This window comes from Caproicibacter sp., assembly GCF_046707225.1.
Taxonomy (GTDB): domain Bacteria; phylum Bacillota; class Clostridia; order Oscillospirales; family Acutalibacteraceae; genus Caproicibacter.
This window is the reverse complement of record NZ_JBJKOP010000036.1, coordinates 25,666-46,170: the sequence shown is the minus strand read 5'-3', so window position 1 is coordinate 46,170 and position 20,505 is coordinate 25,666. Positions and strand designations below refer to the sequence as shown.

Genomic DNA, 20,505 nt, shown 5'->3' with positions numbered 1-20,505 from the left:
ATTATTTTCCAATTAGTTCTTAGCGAATCAATTGGAACTATATTTTTAATAGATGCTACAACTCGCAACAAAAACTAAAATTTTAAGTTGTTATTAGAAAGGAGTCCAAAATGAATCTGAAAAAAATAGGCCGGATGACCGCAGCTGCTCTTTCGGTATGTATTCTGTTGTCCGCATGTTCCACCTCTAACGGAGCGCAGGGCGGCCAGTCGGCCGGCAGCACATCCGGGGGCCGGGCCGGTGCGCCGAAAAGCGGCGACACAAGTCTGCAGCGCGTATTAGACGCAGGGAAGCTTACGGTGGTCGGGAGCGGCGGTTACCCGCCCTTTAATTACATAGATGACAGCGGCAATGTCATCGGCTTCGATGTGGACGTTGGGCAAGAAATCGCCAAAAGAATGGGCGTCAAACTGAATTACGTTACCAGCGAGTGGTCCGGTCTGATCGAAGGGCTGCGCAACGGCCGCTACGACGCGATTCTTGGAAGCATGGCGATCACGGATGAGAGGCTCCAGTCCGTCAATTTTACGACTCCGTACTATTATTCGGGGGCTCAATTAGTTGTAAGAAGCGATTCAGGCTTCACCGATCCCAATCAACTGAACGGTAAAAAAATCGCCGTTGCGACCGGCACAAATTTCGAGCAGGATGTAAAAACTCTGGGCGCGGAGAGCGCTCTTTACGACGACGACAACTCGACGATGCTGGAACTGATCAGCGGACGGGTCGACGGAGTCATTACCGACCGGCTGGTTGCGCTGGAAGCCAAACGCAAAATGAAGGAAGGCGACCAGCTTCAGCTGCTTGGCAAAGTTATGCGCGTTGAAAAAATGGGAATCGCAGTCAATCAAAACGACACGTCCCTGTTAAACAAGCTTAACGAAATCGTTCAGGCAATGCACGACGACGGAACGCTGACGCAAATCAGCAAAAAATGGCAGGGCGGCGCGGACATTACGGTTCAGTAGATTTGAAAGAAAACGAGAGAGACACGATAGGGCCCTCTAACGGGCCCTATCGCCGTGGAGGGTGAGTTTTATTTGAACGAATGGATTACATATATTACGAAATATTTCAGAGTCTTTGTCCCGGCCTCTGTGATGACATTAAAGGTTACAACATTCGGAATCCTCATCGGGATTCTGCTCGGGCTGTTTTTTGCCCTGATGCGTATTTCAAAATACCGGGCGCTGACCATCCCGGCAAAAGCCTATATCTGGGTGATCCGAGGCACTCCCCTGCTTTTGCAGCTCCTGCTGATTTATTACGGTCTTGTCGGCGTTGTGAAAATGGATAACCTCCCCGCCGCTTTTGTCGCACTGGGCGTTCACAACGGCGCGTACATCGCGGAAATTTTCCGCGGGGCGATCCAGTCGGTGGACCGCGGCCAAACGGAAGCCGGAGTTTCGCTTGGGATGACCAAATGGAGGGTCATGCGGCGCATTATTTTTCCCCAGGCCTTTAAGCGAGCTCTGCCTTCCCTGAGCAATCAGTTTATCATCGCGCTGAAGGATTCCTCCCTCGCCAGTTCCATCGCAGTCCCGGAGCTGCTGCTGAAAGCAAAGCAAATCGGGTCCGCGAATTTCAAGCTGATGGAATCGCTTTCGGTCGCGGCCATTTTCTATCTGGTAATGACCTCCGTCTTAACGATTATTACCGGCCTGATCGAACACGCTTTAAAGACCAGCAGCCGTCAGGCGTAAGGAGGGTTCCCTATGATAAAAATTGAAAATCTGAGCAAATGGTTCGGAAAAAATCAGGTTCTTGACAATATCAGCCTGAATGTGGACCCGAGCGAAGTGGTGGTCATCATCGGACCCAGCGGCTCCGGAAAAAGCACTCTGCTCCGCTGCGTCAATTTTCTGGAAAAAGCACAGCGGGGCACCATTTCGATCGACGGAAAAATCTATACGCAGAAAAGCAAAAAGCTGAATTTGATGCGTCAGGAGGTCGGAATGGTATTTCAGCATTTTAATCTGTTCCCGCACATGACGGTCATCAATAACGTGATCGAAGGACTGACACAGGTAAAAAAAATGCCGAAGAACCGGGCGGTTGAAATGGGGAAAAGAATGCTGGACAAAGTTGGCCTGCTGGACAAAGCGGACACTTACCCCGCAATGATTTCCGGCGGGCAGAAACAAAGGGTCGCCATCGCCCGCGCGCTTGTCATGCAGCCTAAAATCATGTTGTTTGACGAGCCCACGTCCGCGCTGGACCCGGAGCTTGTCGTCGATGTTCTCGAGGTGATGAAAAACCTGGCCGGCGACGGCATGACGATGATGGTCGTCACGCACGAAATGCGCTTTGCCCGCGAGGTTGCCGACAAAGTTGTTTATATGGATCGGGGACGGCTGATTGAATCCGGCACCCCCGACGAGATTTTTGATCATCCGCAGGAACAGAGAACGCAGGAATTTCTCAGCAGAATCCTGTGATGAGGTTTTTTAAGGTATGCGGCGCTCGATTGAGGAAAGGATAATAGCAATATCGTCTGGGAGGTTTCTCACGTGCTGGCTGTTCTTTTCAGCATTCTTGCGGGCGCCGCAATGAGCGTTCAGGGGGTTATGAATACCCGCCTGAGCGACCGGATCGGCCTTTACGAATCAAATGTTCTGGTACAGGGGATTGCGTTTCTGCTGTCCGTACTTGTCCTGCTGTTCCTTGGAAAAGGGAATTTCGCGGAACTGGGCGGCGTAAATAGAGTCTACCTGCTCGGCGGTTTACTCGGGATTGTCATTACGATTACCGTGATGCTCTCCATCAAAGGACTGGGACCAACCGTTGCAATTTCCATTATTCTGATTTCGCAGCTTGTTGTCGCCGCGCTCATCGACGGCTGCGGCTGGTTCGACACGGACCGCATTCCTTTTTGCTGGCAGAAATTCGCGGGAGTCGTGCTAATGATCGGCGGCGTTCTGCTTTTTAAATGGAAAAATTAAGGCACACCTGTGATCGAACGCTGCTTTCCCCCGGCCGATATGAAATCTTTCTGATAAAGGTTGGTTTTGATATGTATTCCTATATAAAGACGGAGCCCGGACAATGGTCCGTCGGAGATTTTACAGAAGAGGGAGAATGGCAGGCCGAAAGCGTATGGTATACGCCCGAGGAGGCCGCGGAACGCGCTCACTGGCTGAACGGAGGAAAGACGCCGGTGACGGACGATGATGAAGCAACCTCCAACGGACAGAGATAAAGCAGCACCGTGCGGTGTTCCGGCCGCACGGTGCTGCTTTATCTCTGTCCTGTCAATGTAAAAACATACGAATCAGTTTCGCCTTCAACGCTGTGTACGGAGGATACCGAAACGGCAGATCGATCCAGTAAGATTTTTTCACGATACTTTTATAGTGGCTGAACGTATCGAAGCTCGCCTTTCCGTGATAGCTTCCCATCCCGCTGTTTCCGACTCCGCCGAATCCCATATGAGAGGTTGCCAAATGAATGATGGTATCGTTTACGCAGCCGCCGCCGAAAGAGAGAGAACCGAGCACTCGGTTCTGCGTCTTTCTGTCTTTTGTAAAAAGATAAAGTGCAAGGGGCTTTTCCTGCTGTCTGATCAAATCGATTGCTTCCGTCAAATCATCGTAGACGAGCACCGGCAGAACCGGCCCGAAAATTTCTTCCCGCATCACGGGCGACTGCGCGGTGACTCCGTCCAGAATGGTGGGCGCAATTTGTCCCTTATCGTTTGTCCTGCCCCCGGTGACAATACTCTCTCCCTCTATCAGGTTTTTCAGCCGGTTAAAGTGCTTCTCATTGATAATTTTGGGATAACTGTCGTTGTCCAGCGGAGAGTCACCGTAAAAGCCCTTGATTTCGTCAATCAGATCGTGCAGAAACTCGTCTTTCACCGTCCGTTGAATCAGGAGGTAATCCGGCGCCACGCAGGTTTGCCCCGCGTTCAGGAATTTTCCGAACGCAACCCGTCTCGCGGCAATTTTCAGGTCCGCGGTCGGGTCGACAATGCAGGGGCTTTTCCCGCCGAGCTCCAGGCTGACCGGGGTCAGGAAGCTCGACGCGCTTTCCATCACCTGTTTTCCGACCGCGACGCTCCCGGTAAAGAAAATATAGTCGAATCTCTGCTTTAAAAGGTCCTGATTCTCTTGACGGCCTCCCTGCACAACCGAAACATATTCCGGGGAAAAGCAGTCGGCGATCAGCTCCGCAATCACCTGCGAAGTGCGGGGCGCGTATGCCGACGGCTTGACAATCGCGCAGTTTCCCGCGGCGATCGCCCCGACCAGCGGCTCCAGACTGAGCTGGAACGGATAATTCCACGGGGACATGATCAGCACGACACCGTAGGGCTCAGGAATCTGAAAACTCCTGGAATGGAACTGTGCCAGCGGCGTCGGCACCCTCCTGGGGCGGGCCCAGCCGCGCAGATGTTTTGTGATGAAACGCAGCTCGTCCAGGACCATGCCGACTTCCGTCATATAGCTTTCAAATTCCGACTTGTTCAAATCGGCTTTCAGCGCGGCGTAAATGTCTTTTTCTCTTTTTAAAATTCCGGATTTCAGAATGTCCAGCATTTTCATCCGGCGCTCGACAGGCTTTGTTGCGTCCGTTAAAAAATAAGATCTCTGCGCCTGCGTCAATGTAACAAGATCCGTAATTACCGCCTCCTCAAAATGCTTTTTCCAGAATTTCCAGTATCTCCTGTTCTCCGACATACTTCGGATTGACGATCATGGCCCCGTCGTTCAAGGCGGTTTTCGCGACCGAAACAAAATCCTCCCTTTTGGCCGGCGTTTCCCGCAGCGACATGGGCAATCCGCATAAATCATGATATTCCGCCGTCATACGGCGAATCACGGAAATGGTTTCGCGCCCTCTCTTCCCCTCCGGCGTTCCTGCAAAAGCCTCCGGCCCCGCAAGCGGAAGAAGAAGCTCCCCGTAAAGATCGCCGATTTTATCAAAATTATATTCCATGCAGAACGGCATCAGAATGGTCATGGCTTCCCCATGGGGCACGTGACAGACGCCCCCCAGCGCGTGACCGATTGCGTGGATCATGCCGACCATGGAATTCGAAAAGGCCGTGCCCGCCATAAACGCCGCGTTTGCCATTGCGTATCGCGCCTTTTGGTCTTTCCCGTTTTTGACGGAAACGGTCAGGCTGTCCCTGATCAATGTAATTGCCGAAACCGCGAACGTGTCGCTCAGCGGGTTTTTCTGAAGACAGGTATAGGCCTCCACCGCATGGCACAGCGCGTCCATTCCGGTGGAAGCGGTGATCCGCGCCGGCAGGGTCAGCGTCATTCTCGGGTCCAGAACCGCCGCGTCCGGCAGAAGATGGCTCGATATAAATTCCATTTTGATCTTTTTTTCCGGATTGAGGATCACTGCGACCATGGTGGCCTCCGATCCCGTTCCCGCAGTGGTCGGCACGGCAATAAACGGAACATGGGCGCCGCAGTCTATGTTTTCGCACCCCATTGCAGAAAGAATATCGTCGATTCCCTGGGAAATCAGAAGCTTTACCCCTTTTGCCGTATCCAGCACGGAACCGCCGCCCACCGCAATCAGGCTGTCGCAGCCAAGACTTCTGTAAAGCACCGCGGCACGGTTGACAACGGCGACGGAGGAGTCGGGCGGAATTTCCGTAAAACATCCGTGCGGAGGTATTCCTCCGGAAAGGAGTGCGTCGCTGACCGTCCGGAGAATTCCGATCTTTTCCAGCATGGAATCGGATAACAAAAGGGGCTTTTTCGCCCTCAAATCCGTCAGAACGCTCGGGATGTTTTCCAGTGCAAATTGACCGGACAGCAATTTAGGGGGATTGCAAAATTCAAAATATTTCGGCAGCATTTATCATCAGCCTCCTAACAGGGATTGGCAATAGACAAAAACGGTGGAACATTCCTTCTGTGGAAACCTCTTAAGAATCTTGCCGGCAATAAATCTGGGAAAAAGATACCCTTCGATCACATCTACGCAGTGAACCAGCGTCATACAGTCAAAGATGCTGCCGCTGAGTAAAAACCTGTGCTGAGCATAAGCCTGAGCAACTCCGATTCTGCCGCTCAGGACAAGGAACGCCGCGTCAATGCTGCGGAACGTGACGGTCATATCGGCCCGCGGCCTGCCGGAAGATTTTATCATACGAATCCCATCGTCCCTGCGGGCAAGTGTCACGGACGGTCCGTTGAAAGAAGCCTTCATGCAAAGTACAAAACCCGGCTCCCAGTTTTTAATTTCGCCGCGCACTGTCTTGTCGCGGCGGGAAAGCACCTGAAAAGCACGTCCCAAAAAGAAAAGGACTACGCGTGCGGTCAGGCGTTTGGCCGCAAGTTTTATCTTTTGCCGAACTCTGATTTCAGTCGTGTTAAAACACCCTCCTTTGTCTGCCGGATTGCAACTCACGGATAAAACTAGTTTTGCGAATTGGTACACATCGTTTCAAAAATTATATGGCAGATTTTGTAACTATTATAGTGCCTATCTCAGGTAATTACAAGAGTGAATTAATTTTGGCATGCAAAAACCGCTTTCTTAACGAAAACGGTTTTCATTCCATGCATATCGTTTGTTTTCCTATGGGTCCGGATTAACCGCCCAGATAAGCCTGCTTTACGGAATCATCCTGCAGCAGGTCGGAGGCCTTGCCTTCCAGAACGATGTTGCCCGTCTCAATCACGTAGGCGCGGTTTGCGATGGAAAGCGCCATGTTCGCGTTCTGCTCGACCAGCAGGACGGTAGTTCCTGAGCCGTTGATTTCTTTGATAATATGAAAGATCTCCTGAACGATAATCGGAGCGAGGCCCATGGAAGGTTCGTCCAGCAGAAGAATTTTCGGCCTTGCCATCAGTGCCCGCCCCATGGCAAGCATCTGTTGCTCTCCGCCGCTCAAAGTCCCGCCGCGCTGTTTCATGCGTTCTTTCAGCCTTGGAAATTTGGCGTAAACCATTTCAAAATCTTTTTTGATCCCGGCATCGTCTTTCCGGCAGTAAGCCCCCAGCTGCAGGTTTTCCATCACCGTGAGGTTCGAGAAAATACGGCGGCCCTCCGGCACATGAGAAATCCCGAGATAAGGTATTTTGTACGCGGGATACCCGTTCAGTTTTTTATCTTCAAAGGTAATCGTTCCGCTTTTCGCCGGAACAAGACCGGAAATCGCCCGAAGCGTCGAGGTTTTTCCAGCGCCGTTCGCACCGATCAACGTGACGATTTCGCCCTCTTTTACTTCAATATTAATATCTGTCAGCGCGTGAATCGCATCATAATAGACGTTCAGGTTCTGAATTTTAAGCATCGGCGGCCTCCTCTCCCAGATACGCCTCAATGACTTTTTTATTGGTCCTAATTTCATCCGGAGGCCCCTGAGCGATGATTTTTCCGTAATCCAGCACAACGATGTTTTCGCATACTCCCATCACCAGCTTCATATCATGCTCAATCAGCAGAATTGCAATTTTGAATTCCCGGCGGATCCACTGGATCAGTTCCATCAGGTTCTGCGTTTCCTGCGGATTCATTCCGGCCGCCGGTTCATCCAGCAGCAGCAGCTTCGGCTGAGTCGCAAGCGCGCGGGCAATCTCCAGGCGCCTTTGCTGCCCGTAAGGCAGGTTACAGGCTTTTTCATTTTTTAATTCCAGCAGGCCGAATATTTTCAGCAAATCCAGCGATTTTTCTTCGATCTCTTCTTCCTTTCTGAAATAAGAAGGCAGGCGAAAGATGGAGGAAACCAGGGAATAGTGTGCCTGATACGCATAAGAAACCTTGATATTATCCGTCACGCTCAGGTTCTTCATCAGGCGGATGTTCTGGAAGGTCCTGGATATTTTCTTCTTAGTAATCTGATGAGGCTGTATTCCCTGAATGCTTTCCCCATTAAAGACAATTTTTCCGCTTGTCGGCGCGTAAACCCCGGTCAGCATATTAAAAACGGTTGTTTTTCCCGCGCCGTTTGGGCCGATTAAACCGAAAAGATCGTTTTGTTCCATGGAAACGGAAAAATCCGAAACCGCCGTCAGACCTCCAAATTTGATGGTAATGTTTTCAATATCAAGCAGCGGCATGGTCTTCACCTCTCTCTTTTGGTTTCATTGCGCCGGATTTTTTGTGCAGAAAACTTGTCACACGGATATTCTTGACTCTGAGAATCATAATGACAATCAACAGCAGCGGATAAATTACCATTCTCAGGCCGCCCAGGAACCGAAGCACTTCCGGCAGCAGCGTCAGGATACTGGTGGACGCAATGCACCCGACGAAACCGCCCGTGCCGCCAAGAACAACATAGATGACAAAGTCGATGGACTTCAGAAAATTAAAGCTGTTCGGGTCAATAAACATCATCAGGAATGCATAAAGCCCCCCCGCGTACCCTGCAAAAAAAGCTCCGGTCGTAAACGACATGATTTTATATCTGGTTGTATCAATGCCCATTGCCTCCGCGGCAATTTCATCCTCCCGTACGGAGATCATCGCGCGGCCCTGATTGGCGTGAACGATATTATAGAGAATCGCAATGGTGGCAACCATGGAAAAAAACACCCAGGGAAACGTCGTCTTCGGCGGAATCCCCGCAAGGCCCTGCGCCCCTCCGAGCGCGTCGATGTTCTGGATGGCCACAACGACGATCTGACAGAAGCCCAGCGTTGTAATGGCAAGGTAATCACCTTTCAGCCTCAAGGTGGGAAGACCGATCAGAAAGCCGAAAACAGCCGCGACGACGCTTCCGCAGAGCAGCGACAAAAAGAACGGCATTCCGGTATTCATCTGGATAAAAGCCGACGCGTAAGCGCCGATTGCCATAAAGGCCGAATGGCCAAGCGTCAGCTGCCCGGTATAGTTAATGATGAGGTTGGTGCTCAGTGCAAGAATGATATTGATGCAGATGACCATCAGGATCTGCGAATAATAGGCATTGATAACATCAGTTTGAATCAGGACGGACAACACGCAGAATACAGCCAGAGAAGCGGCCAGGAAAATCGCGCCGCGTTTTATATAAGATTTCAAACCGGCCACCTACACTTTCTCTTTTACCGCCTTGCCCAAAAGGCCGGTCGGCTTGATGATCAGAATGACGATCAGGATGACAAACGCAACGGCGCCGGCAATTTTGGAATTGATCGCCGCCATAAACGTTTCCACAACACCAAGAATGATTCCGCCGACAAACGCGCCGGGGATTAGTCCGATTCCGCCGAGAACCGCCGCGACAAACGATTTGATTCCCGGCATCATGCCCATGTAAGGGTCCAGGCTGGAATACAAGATGGCAACCAGCATTCCGGCCGCGCCCGCCAGCGCCGACCCAATCGCGAAGGTCATTGAAATGGTGGTGTTTACATTGATTCCCATGAGTGCCGCGGCGTCCTTATCCAGCGAAGTGGCCCGCATGGCTCTTCCCATTTTTGTGTGATTTACAAAAAGATTCAAAAGGACCAGCAAAAGCAGGGAAATCCCCAGAATGATCAGATGCAGAGCGTCCGAGCGGATCGGGCCGAACATGACCGTCTGCTGCTTCAGGATATCGCCCGGATAAGTTCTGGGGTTGCCGCCGAACATGGCGTTAAACCCGTTTTCCAGCAAAAGCGAAACGCCGATCGCCGTGATCAGCAAATTGATATTAGTGGTTCTGCGCAGCGGCTTATAAGCCGCTCTCTCAATCACAACGCCCAGCAAAGCCGAACCCAGCATTGCAATCAGCAGCGTTGGAATAAACGGCAGATGCGCGTAGGTCGCCACAAAAAAACCAATGTATGCCCCCACCATATAAATATCACAGTGTGCAAAGTTAATCAGTCCGATAATTCCGTAAACCATTGTGTATCCCAGCGCAATCAAAGCATAGACGCTTCCCAGGGACACGCCGTTGATCAGCTGCTGCAGGAATTCGAGCAGAGACAATTTATTTTCCCCCTTAGGCTTTCAGAATCAGGAGCATACTCCCCCTAAGCGGGGAAGTATGCTCTGCCTGAATCATCAACAGCCCAGATAATAAAGCTTACGGTTCAACCTTGGTATAGAAGGTCTCCTTGCCGCCGTCCGTCTTGATGATGACGGCGGACTTGACCGCGTCGCGGTTTTCGTCAAATTTGATATGACCGGAAACAACGGTGCCGTCATATTCTTTCAGAGCTGACTGAATGGCAGCGGAGTCGGTGGACCCGGCTTTCTGGATGGACTGAACAAGGACTTTCCCCGCGTCGTAATTCAAAGCCGCCATCGCGTCCGGAGCATCCGTGGTATTGTATTTTGCTTTGAAATCCTTGATGAACTGCACAACCTCCGCAGAGGTATCGTCCGGAGAATAATGGTTGGAGAAATACGCGCCGTTGACCGCGTCTCCGCCGATTTTGAACAGGTCCGCCGAATCCCAGCCGTCGCCGCCCAGGAAGGTTGCCTTGATGCCGGCACTGCGCGCCTGCTTCGCGATCACGGCAACTGTGGAATAGTAATCCGGCAGGAACAGGACATCCGGATTCGTCGCGGCAATTTTGGTCAGCTGAGCGTTAAAATCTTTGTCGCCCGTCAGATACGTCTCGGAAGAAACGACTTTTCCTCCGTTCGCTTCAAAGCTCTTCTGGAAATTTTGCGCCAGACCCTTGGAATAGTCGTTTCCGTTGTCATACAGCATGGCAGCGGTTTGGGCTTTCAGATCGCTGCTTGCGAGCTTCGCGACCACCTTGCCCTGGAACGGATCGATAAAGCAGGTGCGGAAAATAAAATCGCCGACTTTTGTCACTTTTTCGTTTGTGCCGGTGCCGGTCACCATCGGAATTTTGTACTGCTGGGCAATCGGCGCCAGAGAAAGTGCGCAGTTGCTGGTCAAGGGGCCCACAATTGCCACTACCTTGTCGTTGTCGATCAGCTTTTTACCGACGGTTGCCGCGGTGGCGGGTTTTCCCTCGTCGTCGACAAAAACGAACGTGAGCTTCTGCCCGTTGATCCCGCCGTCAGCGTTCACCTGGTCTTCGAGAAGCTGCAGAGCTTTCTGTCCGGACTGGCCGAACGCCGCCACGGAACCTGTCAGCGGCATGACGGCACCGATTTTCACCTCGCCGGAAAGAGCCGCCGCGCCGGATGATGCGGAACCGCTTGCCGCGGATGACGCCGCTGCCGATGTCGCCGCGGAAGAACTGCCCGATGCGTTCTGGCAGCCGGTAAACGATGCTACCATTGCAGCGCTTAATGCAAGTGCAACCAACTTCTTGTGCATAACGAAACCTCCTGAAAATAAAGTATAATAAAAACAGGGCGTTGAAACCAGCTTTGCTGCCGCTGGCTCAAACACCCTTGTTAAAGCGATGATATTAATTTTTTAATGATTGAAAGAGCTAAAGTATTTATGATTCACTATCATACACAGCTTTTTTAAATTTGTCAATCCTGTTAAATAATAATTTTTAAGTTTCTCAATAATTCTATCATATGCATTAAAAAGTTAAGTTTGGCATATTTCCTTTGGGGCAATGCATGATATTTTTTTTAACTTTCATAAGTAGTAAGAAATTTCCTTTTGGGAGAAACTTTCGCATAAAAAAATGAGACTCCTGCCGAGGAATCTCATTTTTCCGATTAGTAAAAAATAGTTACAAATTTAATGTTGAAAAAGTCGCATGTCAAAATATCATCGGACTCTGCTTCTCGAAGCAGGATGTAGTTTGCTCCGACTCCAACCAATAAGCCGGCCTTATCGGTAAAAGTATTGGTTCCGATTAGAAATTCAACCCGAACTCTTCTTCCGATCTGGGTCCTTAAAAAGCCGTTCAGAAATTCAATGCTGTCTGCCGTCATCGGCGCCGGCTGAGTCATATCCGTGATAGGCATCAGCTGAGCGGTAGCCGGTGTTGCCGCTTGACCGCCGCCGGCGGTTCCCATTACGGCGCTCTGAATCGCGGGCTGCTGCATTGCCGAAGGAATCACGGCCGTCTGCATGGAACCGCCGGCGCCTGCTCCCTGCATGGAGGCATCCATGGACGAAGAAGCGTCGGCTTTTGTTTTTCCTGGCATCTGTATTGTCATCGCGTTATTGTACGCGCCCATTCCAGTCTGCTGACAATTGGAACAAGCACCCGGATTCGCATAAATCGCACTGTAACCGGGTATCTGTGAATTCATCATATTCCACCTCTTTATGTCTTTGAATATTTTTGGGTTGGTGCATAAAAACAATGATGATTGATTCTGGTATAGATAATACCGACTCCGCCCGCCGGAAAATAGCTGGCGCATTTTGGGTTGTATGGGTTATAATAAAAAAGAGAATTTCCGACGGCATTCAGGGTATTGTTGGCAAGCGCCCAGTCGGCTATTTCATAGTGGATTTCCTGAGGATCCATATTGTAAATATTTTGCGGGTTATAAGCGCCGCCGACGCTCGTTTTTAAACAGGTAAACTGCCCCGGCTGTTCGATGATGGCCCTGATGTTTCCTCCGTTGCTCACACGAAAAAATTCCCCATAAGGTACGTTCCTCCTGTTTACAAGAACGGAAGCAACACCGTACATGCCATTGTCGCCTTCCCCGCCCGCTTCGCATTGAATCAGCCTTGCGAGTAATTCTTTATCATTATATGGCATGGTAATCCCCATTTCTTATTCTGTATTGACAATACTATAATATGTTTAGAGATTTCTTCGGACACAATAAATTTCAATGGTCCTGTTGTCCAAATATTCCAAGAAGCAATCAGTCGAAAAGCTTAGCGTTTCCACATTCGTATTTCCAACTTTGCGCTATAAACGGGTAGCGTTGTCGGAATGCACTCTTTTAAGTTTTCGGCTAATGATTGCCTATTGTCAAAATAAGTATTATGATATAAATAATAAAAGCTAAATCAACTTTGCCACAGGCTTTTATAACAGATAATAGAATATTTTTGAAGGTGAATTAATGAGCAACACGATATGTCAAATAGTAGACTCCTCGGGTAATCTGCCACGAAGTTTACTTGAGCAGCAAAACATCAGTGAGGTTCCATTCTATTTTAAATTTAACAATCCCGATTACTACCGCGAAAATATTGATTACAACATCACTGAATTTTATAAGCATATGGAAGAATACCCCCATCAGGTCCCAAAAACATCTTGTCCCAATATTTATGATTGGTTAACCGTATTTGAGCAGCAGTATGCGAAGGGCGCAAAACAATACATCGTGACGACAATTTCTTCCAAACTATCTGCAAGCTTTCAAACAGCCATATCTGCAAAGAAACTATTTGAAGAAGAAAACAGCGATATTCAAATCGAAGTGATCGATTCAAATATTTGCGCCTGTGGACAGGCTTCATTGGAAATTGGGATCGCTAAAATGATCGAAAGCGGCAAGAGTTTTGAGGATATTATTGAAACGGCCAATAAAATGGTTTCAAATACAACCACACTTTTTGTGGTGAATAGCTTAAAATATATGAAATCCGGAGGCAGGATCGGAGGAGCAACCGCTTTCCTTGGAAAACTAATCAACGTTAAACCGATCTGTGAATTTGTGGATGGCGTCGTTCACCCGGTCAAAGCCGTAAGAGGAAGAAAAAATTCGCTTAAAACGATGATCGATATCGCGGTTTCAAGGATAAGTGATCTCAGTAAAATGATTGTTATTATACAAAATGCTGAGTATCAGGAAGACGCGAACTACATCATTAATTATTTAAGAGAAACAAGCAATTTTTCCGGTCAAATTTATAAAAGTGACCTGGGGATTACCGTAGGAGCGCATTCGGGTCCTGGAGCAATAGGAATCGGCTTTGTGGAAAATCCTTTGATGTAGATGTAAAATCAAATAATTCGATGAAGTTTAAGTTATCAAGTCAGCATCTACCGCCAAAGCTGTATTATCCCTCAGCGGGTTGCCTTTTCTATTCCATAACGGTCACAGCAACGCAGCATTTAAGGTAACGTTGCAAGCCTCCTGTTTTCAGCGACAACTGCTATTTGAATGTACTGTCGGGATAGGAAAGCAAAAGGCCGGAGTGAAATTATAGGATTTGGAGAAACCTCAATGGTTTGCAGACAATCTGCAAGCAGTATTTATGCCAAAACAGAAATTCGACACTTAAACCGCCTTAGTGGAGACTATAGGCGGTCTTTTTTCGTATGTTCTCATGCATGAAATGCCATTCAAGCAAATCTATAGGCGACGTTTTATATATTTGATAATAAACCTTGATGCTAATGATATATCATGTTACAATCTTAATGCTGTTAAGATTGGAGGCAAACAAATGCGCAAACCTTATCATCACGGAAATTTAAGAAATACTCTGATAGAAGCTGGCATTGAACTGATCAATCAAGAAGGAGAAAATCAATTTTCATTAAGAAAAGTGGCGTCCTTATGTGGCGTAAGCGAAGCAGCGCCATATAGCCATTTTAAGAACAAGGAAGCCTTGTTGAAAGCAATGCAGGATCATATACAAGATAAACTTATGGAAGTGCTGAAGGACACGATTCAATCCAGTTCTGATCCGGATAGTACCTATTTACTGATTCAAATGGGCAAATCGTATATTATGTTTTTTCTAAAAGATCCACAGTACTTTCCGTTTTTATGTGCTCATACGCGTATGGAAATTAATTTTTCCATAGATATAGATGGAGCAAAAAACTTTCCACCGTTTGAGCTTTTCAAAACCACTTCTCTGCGAATACTAAGAGAAAACAGGTTTCCCGAAGAAAAATTATTAGATATTACAATATCTATGTTTGCAACTGTCCATGGCCTCGCTTCGATTGCAACGATGCCAAACGTTCATTATAGCGAGAATTGGGAAAATAAAATTGAGAGCATAATATGGAATAAGCAAACAGAAAAGAAGGAAATATGATGACAAACAGCCGCTCCGCGAAGTTCCAGATTCAAACTCTTACGCAATTGGTGGGACGAATCACATTGATTCTGCTTTGCATCCTAATCGTCGGGACGCTCATTCTTTTTGGAATGCTGTTTGCCATGAGCCCTGGCAAACCAAAACCATTTCTTGATAAGAGCGGGAAAGTGATTGCCGGCAGCATTTCCGAGAAAATCTACGTAAACATCAATGGGGTAAAACAAGGAATGTTTATTGAGGGCAAGAATAAGAATAATCCAGTGATTTTATTCCTGCATGGCGGCCCCGGAATGCCAGAGTATTTTTTGGCTGAAAAATACATGACAGCTTTAGAGGACAATTTCATTGTCTGCTATTGGGAGCAGCGCGGAAGCGGACTTTCCTATAGCAAAAATATATCCTCAAATTCGGAAACAACAGAGCAATTGATATCTGATACGCTGGCAGTGACAAACTATCTAAGAAACCGCTTTGGGCAGCAGAAAATTTATCTTATGGGGCATTCATGGGGCAGTTACTTAGGCATTCAAGTTGCAGCGCGTGCTCCACAACTGTATAAAGCCTATATCGGCATAGGGCAAGTTTCGCAACAACGTGAATCGGAAATACAGGCATATCAGTTCATGCTTGGGCAATATAAAGCGATCGGAAACGAATGCATGGTGAAAAAACTGGAGGCATATCCGGTTACCGAATCTGACACTGCTTTAAATGCATACCTAAAATCTTCCTTGCGCGACGACGCGATGCACAAACTTGGCATCGGAACGACGCATAACATGAAGTCGGTAATAACAGGCATTTTTTTACCGGTGATGCAGTGTCGGGCTTATACGTTGGGGGAAAAAATAAACATATGGCGAGGAAAAGCATTTTTGAATAGCTTCACCGATTTATGCAACCAAATGTACTCAACAAACTTGACCGTAAAGGTCCCAAAGCTTGATATGCCCACCTATTTTATGAGTGGAACCTACGATTACACCGTATCAAATACGCTGGCAGAATCCTATTTTGAAAAAATTCAGGCACCAATCAAAGGATTTTACCTTTTTAAGGATTCCGCACATAGCCCCATGTTTGAAGAGCCAGAAAAGTTTATCCGTATTATGCAGGAGGATGTACTGGCTGGTAAAAATAATCTTGCCGATGCAAAATGAATTGAAGAGCTTCTTGAAAAAATCCTGTTACTCGCATTCTTTATGCGAGTGGCTTTATAGGATTTGCAGCCTACGAAACCGCATAAATACAGGTAAAGCAAAAGACCGTCGACATAAATCGACGGGCTTTTCAATGGTACGAGTGTTCATAACGATAAACTCAGGATCCCAGATAAAATAAAAGTTTTTGTGGCATTAGGCAAACGAATATTACACCACTAAATTCGTATAACAGACCGGCAAATTGGAATTTGTCACTTAACTGACTTTATTTTCTCCCAATTTGTTGCCATGTTTACTGTGTATACGGATCGTTATATGTTCATACCACTTTTCAATCTCGCAAAGTTTCGAGTCAGACACATTGCCGGTCCTTTCTCAGGTAGCACATCTGGCACCATAGCACGCAACATATCCTGTATCCTGCGTAATTCTGCGTTCATTCGTTGATTAGATGCTTCTTCATCATATGCATCACCGTGCATCAAATAGAGCGGTTCGATTACTTTTTTATCCTTTGATGACACAATCGTATAACACCCATCGAAAACTGAGATTTCTAAAAATGCTAGAGGATGCTGAGAAATAATCATATTACTCATATAATATGAGTTTTCCAAACAAGGCAACTCGTATGAGTATATTTCTTCTTTTGTATGCTCAATTTTATAAAAATTGCAGGCATGCTATCACCCCCTACAAATTCTTGTTTATCGCTCCGTTAAGCAAGTACACCACCTATTAAATTATGCACAAAATAAAAATCGTTCCTACAGAATGATTTCTCAATTCTTATAGAAACGATTTTGGTCCGAGTGACAAGACTTGAACTTGCGGCCTCTAGACCCCCAGTCTAGCGCGCTACCAACTGCGCCACACCCGGAAACAACGATGTTTATTTTACCACATCCGCCCTGGAATTGCAAGCAAAAAAACACAAAACAGCCGGCTTTCGCGGAAGGAAGTGATCAGCCGGCTGTCTTTCACGGTTTTCGATTAGTCGTTATCTCTGCCTTCGCCGAAAAAGCGGTTATGAATCGCCGCGACTGCCTTATCCGTATCCGCACGGTCGATCAAAACGGAAATTTTAATCTCACTGGTAGAAATCATGTGGATATTGATGTCAGCCGCAAAGAGCGCTTCAAACATGCTTGCAGCCGTACCCGAATGAGTTTCCATTCCGGCGCCCACAATCGAAACCTTGGCCACGTCCTCATCGTACACAACCGACGTAGCGCCGATCAGTTCCACATATGGATCCAGAATCGCGATGGTCTCCTTCAGGTCCGCGCGATGGACGGTAAATGTAATATCTTTGGTTCCGTTCCGGCCAACCGATTGGAGGATAATATCAATATTTATATTTTTTGCTCCGATTTTAGAAAATATTTTAAACGCAAGACCGGGCCTGTCAGGAACCCCAATGATGGATACGCGCGCGACATCCTCATCTTTCGCGACACCACTGATCAGCATTTTCTCCACTTTCGTAGCCTCCTTTACAATTGTACCGGGCTTTTTTGTCATGCTAGAAAGAACTTCAAGCTCAATTCCATAACGCTTTGCCATTTCTACGGAACGATTATTCAACACCTGCGCACCCAGTGAGGCGAGCTCCAACATCTCGTCATAAGAAATCACGTCAAGCTTTTTGGCATTCTTTATCTTTCGGGGATCCGCGGTAAACACGCCCTCGACGTCTGTATAAATCTGGCACAAATCGGCGTTCATCGCGGCCGCAATTGCAACAGCGCTTGTATCGGAGCCGCCGCGGCCCAGAGTCGTCATATCGTCGTAATGGTTGACTCCCTGAAAACCTGTTACAACAATAATATTTTTCTTATCCAATTCTTTTTTGATCCTGTCCGGTGTAATCCGCTTGATTCTGGCACTTCCATACGCCGTGCTGGTATGAAATCCCGCCTGCCAGCCCAGCAGGGAAACAACGGGGTAGCCCAGCTTTTCAATCGCCATCGCCATCAAAGAGGCAGAGATCTGTTCCCCCGTCGTTAAGAGCATATCCATTTCCCGCCGTGAGGCGTTGGGATTGATTTCATGCGCTTTTTGAATTAAATCGTCCGTGGTATCCCCTTGCGCGGAGACCACGACAATCACATCGTTTCCCTTTGCATAGGTTTTGGTCACAATGTCCGCCACATTGAAGACCCGTTCTGCATTTGCAACCGAACTTCCGCCGAATTTCTGGACAATCAGACTCATAAGGTTCCGTCCTCCTATCAAGCTAAGTTATTCCATTGAAATAATTGCACCCTGCGGATCAGTATTGAGCACCTGTACCTGCCAGCCATCAATTTCTTTTTCCTGAAGCCGCGCAACGGCATATTTTGAAAAGGCCTCGGCTCCTTCCGCCGGAATCATCGAAATAATCGTCGGACCCGCGCCGCTTATGTACGTTCCGAGCGAGCCAAGCTCGTAACTCAGACGGAATACGTCGTCAAGGTTTGCAATCAGCCCGGAACGGTAAGGCTGATGGATTTTATCCTGAACGGCGACGCGCAGATTTTCAAGCCGGCCCGAAAACAGAGAAGCCGCCATCAAAGCTGAGCGGGACAGATTGTAAACCGCATCGCTCCTGGAATATCCCTTCGGCAAAACGGAGCGTGCTTTTTCCGTCTTTAATTCAAACGGGGGAACAAAAAGAGCAAACCGGATTTTTTCGGAGACCGGAACGCTGACGCTGTAAACACGGCCCGCCTCAATCGCTGAAGCCGCCAGACCACCTTCAATCGCCGGCGTTGTGTTGTCCGGATGGCCCTCAATCTCAGCCGCCAGATTAATCAGGTCCTGACGGCTCAACGGACTGCCAAGCATGCGGTTTGCTCCAAGAATGCCGGCCACGATGCAGGCGGAGCTGCTGCCGAGCCCGCGCGCCATCGGTATATTGTTAAGCTGGATAATTTTCATTCCGGGCATCTTGTGTCCGCAAAGATCGTACAGGCGTTTCGCGGCCCAGTAAATCAAATTCGTCTCATCGGTCGGCACCACAATATTATCTTTGCACGAGATATCAATCAGATCCGATTCCTCCATCCAAACCTGATTGTATAACGTCAGGGCAATGCCGAGAGAGTCAAAACCGGACCCAAGGTTGGCGCTGGTCGCCGGTACCTGTATTCGTATCATATAACAACAACCTCACATTTTACACTTCGCCGATTCGAATCGTATTCTGTATTTGAACACCAAGCCCGGACAGAGCTTCAAGAGCTTTGCGAATTTCTTTTTCCGGCAATTTTTTCGTAACAAAAGCAATTTCCCCGGTCTTGCTGCCTTTCCGGGTCAGGCGGTCGACGGTGCCAAGCTGATTTTCAATATTTTTCAATGCCAGAGTTTCATCCTCCGTTGCCGCTCGCACATACATTGCAACACGATTCTCCAGATAATTCTCTACGTAATCGGGCGAGCCCTCGTCCCAATAAAGATATTTTCTCGCCTTAAAGTGTTTGACGCAGTCGATGACATCTGCCACCACGGCGCTGGCTGTGGGGAATTTGCCAGCCCCCTTGCCATAGAAAACCACGTCGCCGGTGGAATCGCCCCGCACCAGAATCCCATTGAAGACATCGTCAACATTGGCAAGCTGACTGTCTCTCGAGAGAAACATCGGGCAGACAATCACCTGTATTTTTCCGCTATCCATCATTTTGACCTGTCCGATCAACTTAATGACTCCGCCCCATACGGCTGCGTATTCAACATCTTCGAGGCGGATTTGGGAAATCCCCTCGGTATGCACCTGCTCCGGATAAACATGCTTTCCATAGGCCAGGGACGCAAGGATGCATATTTTTCTGCAGGCGTCCATTCCCTCCACGTCGGCCGCGGGATTGCGCTCCGCATATCCGAGCTTCTGCGCAAGAGCAAGCGTGTCGGCAAATGTCGTTTTCTCCCGAATCATCTTTGTCAGGATGAAATTGGTTGTTCCGTTTAAAATCCCGGCAATTTCAACCACATCGTTCGCCGCAAGGCACTGGCTGATCGGGCGGATGATCGGGATTCCTCCGCCGACGCTTGCTTCAAACAAAAAATTCAAATTGTTCTTCTGAGCTAATTCGAGCAGTTCGGCTCCCTTTGCCGCGACCAGCTCTTTATTCGAAGTAACAACGCTTTTCCCATTTTCCAGACATCTTTTTACATAGTCAAAAGCCGGATGCAGCCCGCCCATCACTTCCACTACAATATGGACGTCCGGATCATTCAGAATTGCATCAAAAGATTTCGTAAAGCTGCGTTCATATGGACTGCCCGGAAAATCCCTTAAATCCAGAATGTATTTTACACGGATTTGTTCCTTTGCACGCCCGGCGATACTGTCCGCATGCTTATCAAGCACCTCCACTACGCCGGAGCCGACAGTGCCGTATCCCATTACCGCTATTTCCACCATTGTCAGCACTCCTTTACCTCTCTGCCTTCCCAAATCAGGCTGTTTGAAATCTTCGTTTCATTTATCGTACGGACATTTAAAATGAAAGTCGCCTGCCGTTCGGCTGCACAAAACTTTATTGACTAGTTTAACATGAATCG

22 protein-coding genes and 1 tRNA gene are annotated in these 20,505 nt (G+C 48.1%); 8 read left to right on the top strand and 15 right to left on the bottom strand.

Annotated elements, in window-relative coordinates; translation table 11 throughout:
* Positions 1–110 precede the first annotated feature (110 nt).
* The 5 genes from ACLQ3M_RS09355 (at position 111) to ACLQ3M_RS09335 (ending at position 3,199) form a co-directional block, all read left to right on the top strand.
* Positions 111–968 (top strand): transporter substrate-binding domain-containing protein, encoded by an 858-nt coding sequence (locus tag ACLQ3M_RS09355; RefSeq protein ID WP_411677417.1) that lies wholly within the window; start codon positions 111–113, stop codon positions 966–968.
* A 72-nt stretch (positions 969–1,040) separates the two neighbouring features.
* Positions 1,041–1,703, top strand: a complete 663-nt coding sequence (locus tag ACLQ3M_RS09350; RefSeq protein ID WP_411677415.1) for an amino acid ABC transporter permease — start codon at positions 1,041–1,043, stop codon at positions 1,701–1,703.
* A 12-nt stretch (positions 1,704–1,715) separates the two neighbouring features.
* A complete protein-coding gene (locus ACLQ3M_RS09345; RefSeq protein WP_411677414.1) occupies positions 1,716–2,438 on the top strand; it encodes an amino acid ABC transporter ATP-binding protein in 723 nt (240 codons plus the stop codon).
* Positions 2,439–2,510: 72 nt separating this feature from the next.
* Complete coding sequence (locus ACLQ3M_RS09340; RefSeq protein ID WP_411677413.1) at positions 2,511–2,942, top strand: DMT family transporter; 432 nt, start codon at positions 2,511–2,513, stop codon at positions 2,940–2,942.
* A gap of 71 nt (positions 2,943–3,013) precedes the next feature.
* Entirely contained in the window at positions 3,014–3,199 is a 186-nt protein-coding gene (locus ACLQ3M_RS09335) for a hypothetical protein (protein WP_411677412.1), read from the top strand.
* A gap of 52 nt (positions 3,200–3,251) precedes the next feature.
* On the opposite strand, the gene ACLQ3M_RS09330 is transcribed toward ACLQ3M_RS09335, so the two are convergent.
* The 10 genes from ACLQ3M_RS09330 to ACLQ3M_RS09285 form a co-directional block, all read right to left on the bottom strand.
* Positions 3,252–4,622 carry an aldehyde dehydrogenase gene (locus ACLQ3M_RS09330; RefSeq protein WP_411677760.1) on the bottom strand — a complete coding sequence of 457 codons (1,371 nt, stop codon included), beginning with the start codon at positions 4,620–4,622 and terminating at the stop codon, positions 3,252–3,254.
* A gap of 10 nt (positions 4,623–4,632) precedes the next feature.
* The gene (locus tag ACLQ3M_RS09325) at positions 4,633–5,817 is read right to left on the bottom strand and encodes an iron-containing alcohol dehydrogenase (protein ID WP_411677411.1); all 1,185 of its coding nucleotides are present in this window, start codon (positions 5,815–5,817) and stop codon (positions 4,633–4,635) included.
* Between the two features lie 6 nt (positions 5,818–5,823).
* The gene (locus tag ACLQ3M_RS09320; protein ID WP_411677410.1) at positions 5,824–6,258 is read right to left on the bottom strand and encodes a hypothetical protein; all 435 of its coding nucleotides are present in this window, start codon (positions 6,256–6,258) and stop codon (positions 5,824–5,826) included.
* Between the two features lie 298 nt (positions 6,259–6,556).
* A complete protein-coding gene (locus ACLQ3M_RS09315; RefSeq protein ID WP_411677409.1) occupies positions 6,557–7,261 on the bottom strand; it encodes an ABC transporter ATP-binding protein in 705 nt (234 codons plus the stop codon).
* Positions 7,254–8,027, bottom strand: coding sequence for an ABC transporter ATP-binding protein (locus ACLQ3M_RS09310; RefSeq protein ID WP_411677408.1), 774 nt, complete (start codon positions 8,025–8,027; stop codon positions 7,254–7,256). The genes ACLQ3M_RS09315 and ACLQ3M_RS09310 overlap by 8 nt, the downstream gene beginning before the upstream one ends.
* Positions 8,014–8,982, bottom strand: coding sequence for a branched-chain amino acid ABC transporter permease (locus ACLQ3M_RS09305; protein ID WP_411677407.1), 969 nt, complete (start codon positions 8,980–8,982; stop codon positions 8,014–8,016). Before ACLQ3M_RS09305 ends, ACLQ3M_RS09310 begins: the two co-directional genes overlap by 14 nt.
* Positions 8,983–9,861, bottom strand: a complete 879-nt coding sequence (locus ACLQ3M_RS09300; protein WP_411677759.1) for a branched-chain amino acid ABC transporter permease — start codon at positions 9,859–9,861, stop codon at positions 8,983–8,985.
* Positions 9,862–9,964: 103 nt separating this feature from the next.
* Positions 9,965–11,179, bottom strand: a complete 1,215-nt coding sequence (locus ACLQ3M_RS09295) for an ABC transporter substrate-binding protein (protein ID WP_411677406.1) — start codon at positions 11,177–11,179, stop codon at positions 9,965–9,967.
* Between the two features lie 359 nt (positions 11,180–11,538).
* On the bottom strand, positions 11,539–12,084 hold the full coding sequence (locus tag ACLQ3M_RS09290) for a hypothetical protein (protein WP_411677405.1): 546 nt from the start codon (positions 12,082–12,084) through the stop codon (positions 11,539–11,541).
* 11 nt (positions 12,085–12,095) lie between these two features.
* A complete protein-coding gene (locus ACLQ3M_RS09285) occupies positions 12,096–12,542 on the bottom strand; it encodes a cell wall hydrolase (protein WP_411677404.1) in 447 nt (148 codons plus the stop codon).
* A 313-nt stretch (positions 12,543–12,855) separates the two neighbouring features.
* Here ACLQ3M_RS09285 and ACLQ3M_RS09280 point away from each other — a divergent pair, with 313 nt between their 5' ends.
* From ACLQ3M_RS09280 to ACLQ3M_RS09270, 3 genes are all read left to right on the top strand, one after another.
* Positions 12,856–13,737, top strand: coding sequence for a DegV family protein (locus tag ACLQ3M_RS09280; protein WP_411677403.1), 882 nt, complete (start codon positions 12,856–12,858; stop codon positions 13,735–13,737).
* A gap of 454 nt (positions 13,738–14,191) precedes the next feature.
* Positions 14,192–14,794, top strand: coding sequence for a TetR/AcrR family transcriptional regulator (locus ACLQ3M_RS09275; RefSeq protein ID WP_411677402.1), 603 nt, complete (start codon positions 14,192–14,194; stop codon positions 14,792–14,794).
* A complete protein-coding gene (locus tag ACLQ3M_RS09270) occupies positions 14,791–15,957 on the top strand; it encodes an alpha/beta fold hydrolase (RefSeq protein ID WP_411677400.1) in 1,167 nt (388 codons plus the stop codon). The genes ACLQ3M_RS09275 and ACLQ3M_RS09270 overlap by 4 nt, the downstream gene beginning before the upstream one ends.
* Before the next feature lie 314 nt (positions 15,958–16,271).
* Here ACLQ3M_RS09270 and ACLQ3M_RS09265 read toward each other — a convergent pair whose 3' ends face one another.
* From ACLQ3M_RS09265 to ACLQ3M_RS09245, 5 genes are all read right to left on the bottom strand, one after another.
* Positions 16,272–16,559 (bottom strand): hypothetical protein, encoded by a 288-nt coding sequence (locus ACLQ3M_RS09265; RefSeq protein WP_411677399.1) that lies wholly within the window; start codon positions 16,557–16,559, stop codon positions 16,272–16,274.
* 205 nt (positions 16,560–16,764) lie between these two features.
* Positions 16,765–16,840: transfer RNA gene (locus ACLQ3M_RS09260), tRNA-Pro, on the bottom strand.
* A gap of 113 nt (positions 16,841–16,953) precedes the next feature.
* Positions 16,954–18,177: an aspartate kinase gene (locus ACLQ3M_RS09255; RefSeq protein ID WP_411677398.1), complete on the bottom strand. Its 1,224-nt coding sequence runs from the start codon at positions 18,175–18,177 to the stop codon at positions 16,954–16,956.
* Between the two features lie 27 nt (positions 18,178–18,204).
* Positions 18,205–19,101, bottom strand: a complete 897-nt coding sequence (gene thrB / locus ACLQ3M_RS09250; RefSeq protein ID WP_411677397.1) for a homoserine kinase — start codon at positions 19,099–19,101, stop codon at positions 18,205–18,207.
* A 19-nt stretch (positions 19,102–19,120) separates the two neighbouring features.
* Positions 19,121–20,365, bottom strand: coding sequence for a homoserine dehydrogenase (locus tag ACLQ3M_RS09245; protein ID WP_411677396.1), 1,245 nt, complete (start codon positions 20,363–20,365; stop codon positions 19,121–19,123).
* Positions 20,366–20,505 lie beyond the last annotated feature (140 nt).

Coding starts and splice junctions, on each gene's coding strand:
- ACLQ3M_RS09355 (WP_411677417.1), top strand. CDS start 111: ATGAATCTGAAAAAAATAGGCCGGATGACCGCAGCTGCTCTTTCGGTA.
- ACLQ3M_RS09345 (WP_411677414.1), top strand. CDS start 1,716: ATGATAAAAATTGAAAATCTGAGCAAATGGTTCGGAAAAAATCAGGTT.
- ACLQ3M_RS09335 (WP_411677412.1), top strand. CDS start 3,014: ATGTATTCCTATATAAAGACGGAGCCCGGACAATGGTCCGTCGGAGAT.
- ACLQ3M_RS09325 (WP_411677411.1), bottom strand. CDS start 5,817: ATGCTGCCGAAATATTTTGAATTTTGCAATCCCCCTAAATTGCTGTCC.
- ACLQ3M_RS09315 (WP_411677409.1), bottom strand. CDS start 7,261: ATGCTTAAAATTCAGAACCTGAACGTCTATTATGATGCGATTCACGCG.
- ACLQ3M_RS09310 (WP_411677408.1), bottom strand. CDS start 8,027: ATGCCGCTGCTTGATATTGAAAACATTACCATCAAATTTGGAGGTCTG.
- ACLQ3M_RS09295 (WP_411677406.1), bottom strand. CDS start 11,179: ATGCACAAGAAGTTGGTTGCACTTGCATTAAGCGCTGCAATGGTAGCA.
- ACLQ3M_RS09290 (WP_411677405.1), bottom strand. CDS start 12,084: ATGATGAATTCACAGATACCCGGTTACAGTGCGATTTATGCGAATCCG.
- ACLQ3M_RS09285 (WP_411677404.1), bottom strand. CDS start 12,542: ATGCCATATAATGATAAAGAATTACTCGCAAGGCTGATTCAATGCGAA.
- ACLQ3M_RS09280 (WP_411677403.1), top strand. CDS start 12,856: ATGAGCAACACGATATGTCAAATAGTAGACTCCTCGGGTAATCTGCCA.
- ACLQ3M_RS09275 (WP_411677402.1), top strand. CDS start 14,192: ATGCGCAAACCTTATCATCACGGAAATTTAAGAAATACTCTGATAGAA.
- ACLQ3M_RS09270 (WP_411677400.1), top strand. CDS start 14,791: ATGATGACAAACAGCCGCTCCGCGAAGTTCCAGATTCAAACTCTTACG.
- ACLQ3M_RS09265 (WP_411677399.1), bottom strand. CDS start 16,559: ATGAGTAATATGATTATTTCTCAGCATCCTCTAGCATTTTTAGAAATC.
- ACLQ3M_RS09255 (WP_411677398.1), bottom strand. CDS start 18,177: ATGAGTCTGATTGTCCAGAAATTCGGCGGAAGTTCGGTTGCAAATGCA.
- thrB (WP_411677397.1), bottom strand. CDS start 19,101: ATGATACGAATACAGGTACCGGCGACCAGCGCCAACCTTGGGTCCGGT.
- ACLQ3M_RS09245 (WP_411677396.1), bottom strand. CDS start 20,365: ATGGTGGAAATAGCGGTAATGGGATACGGCACTGTCGGCTCCGGCGTA.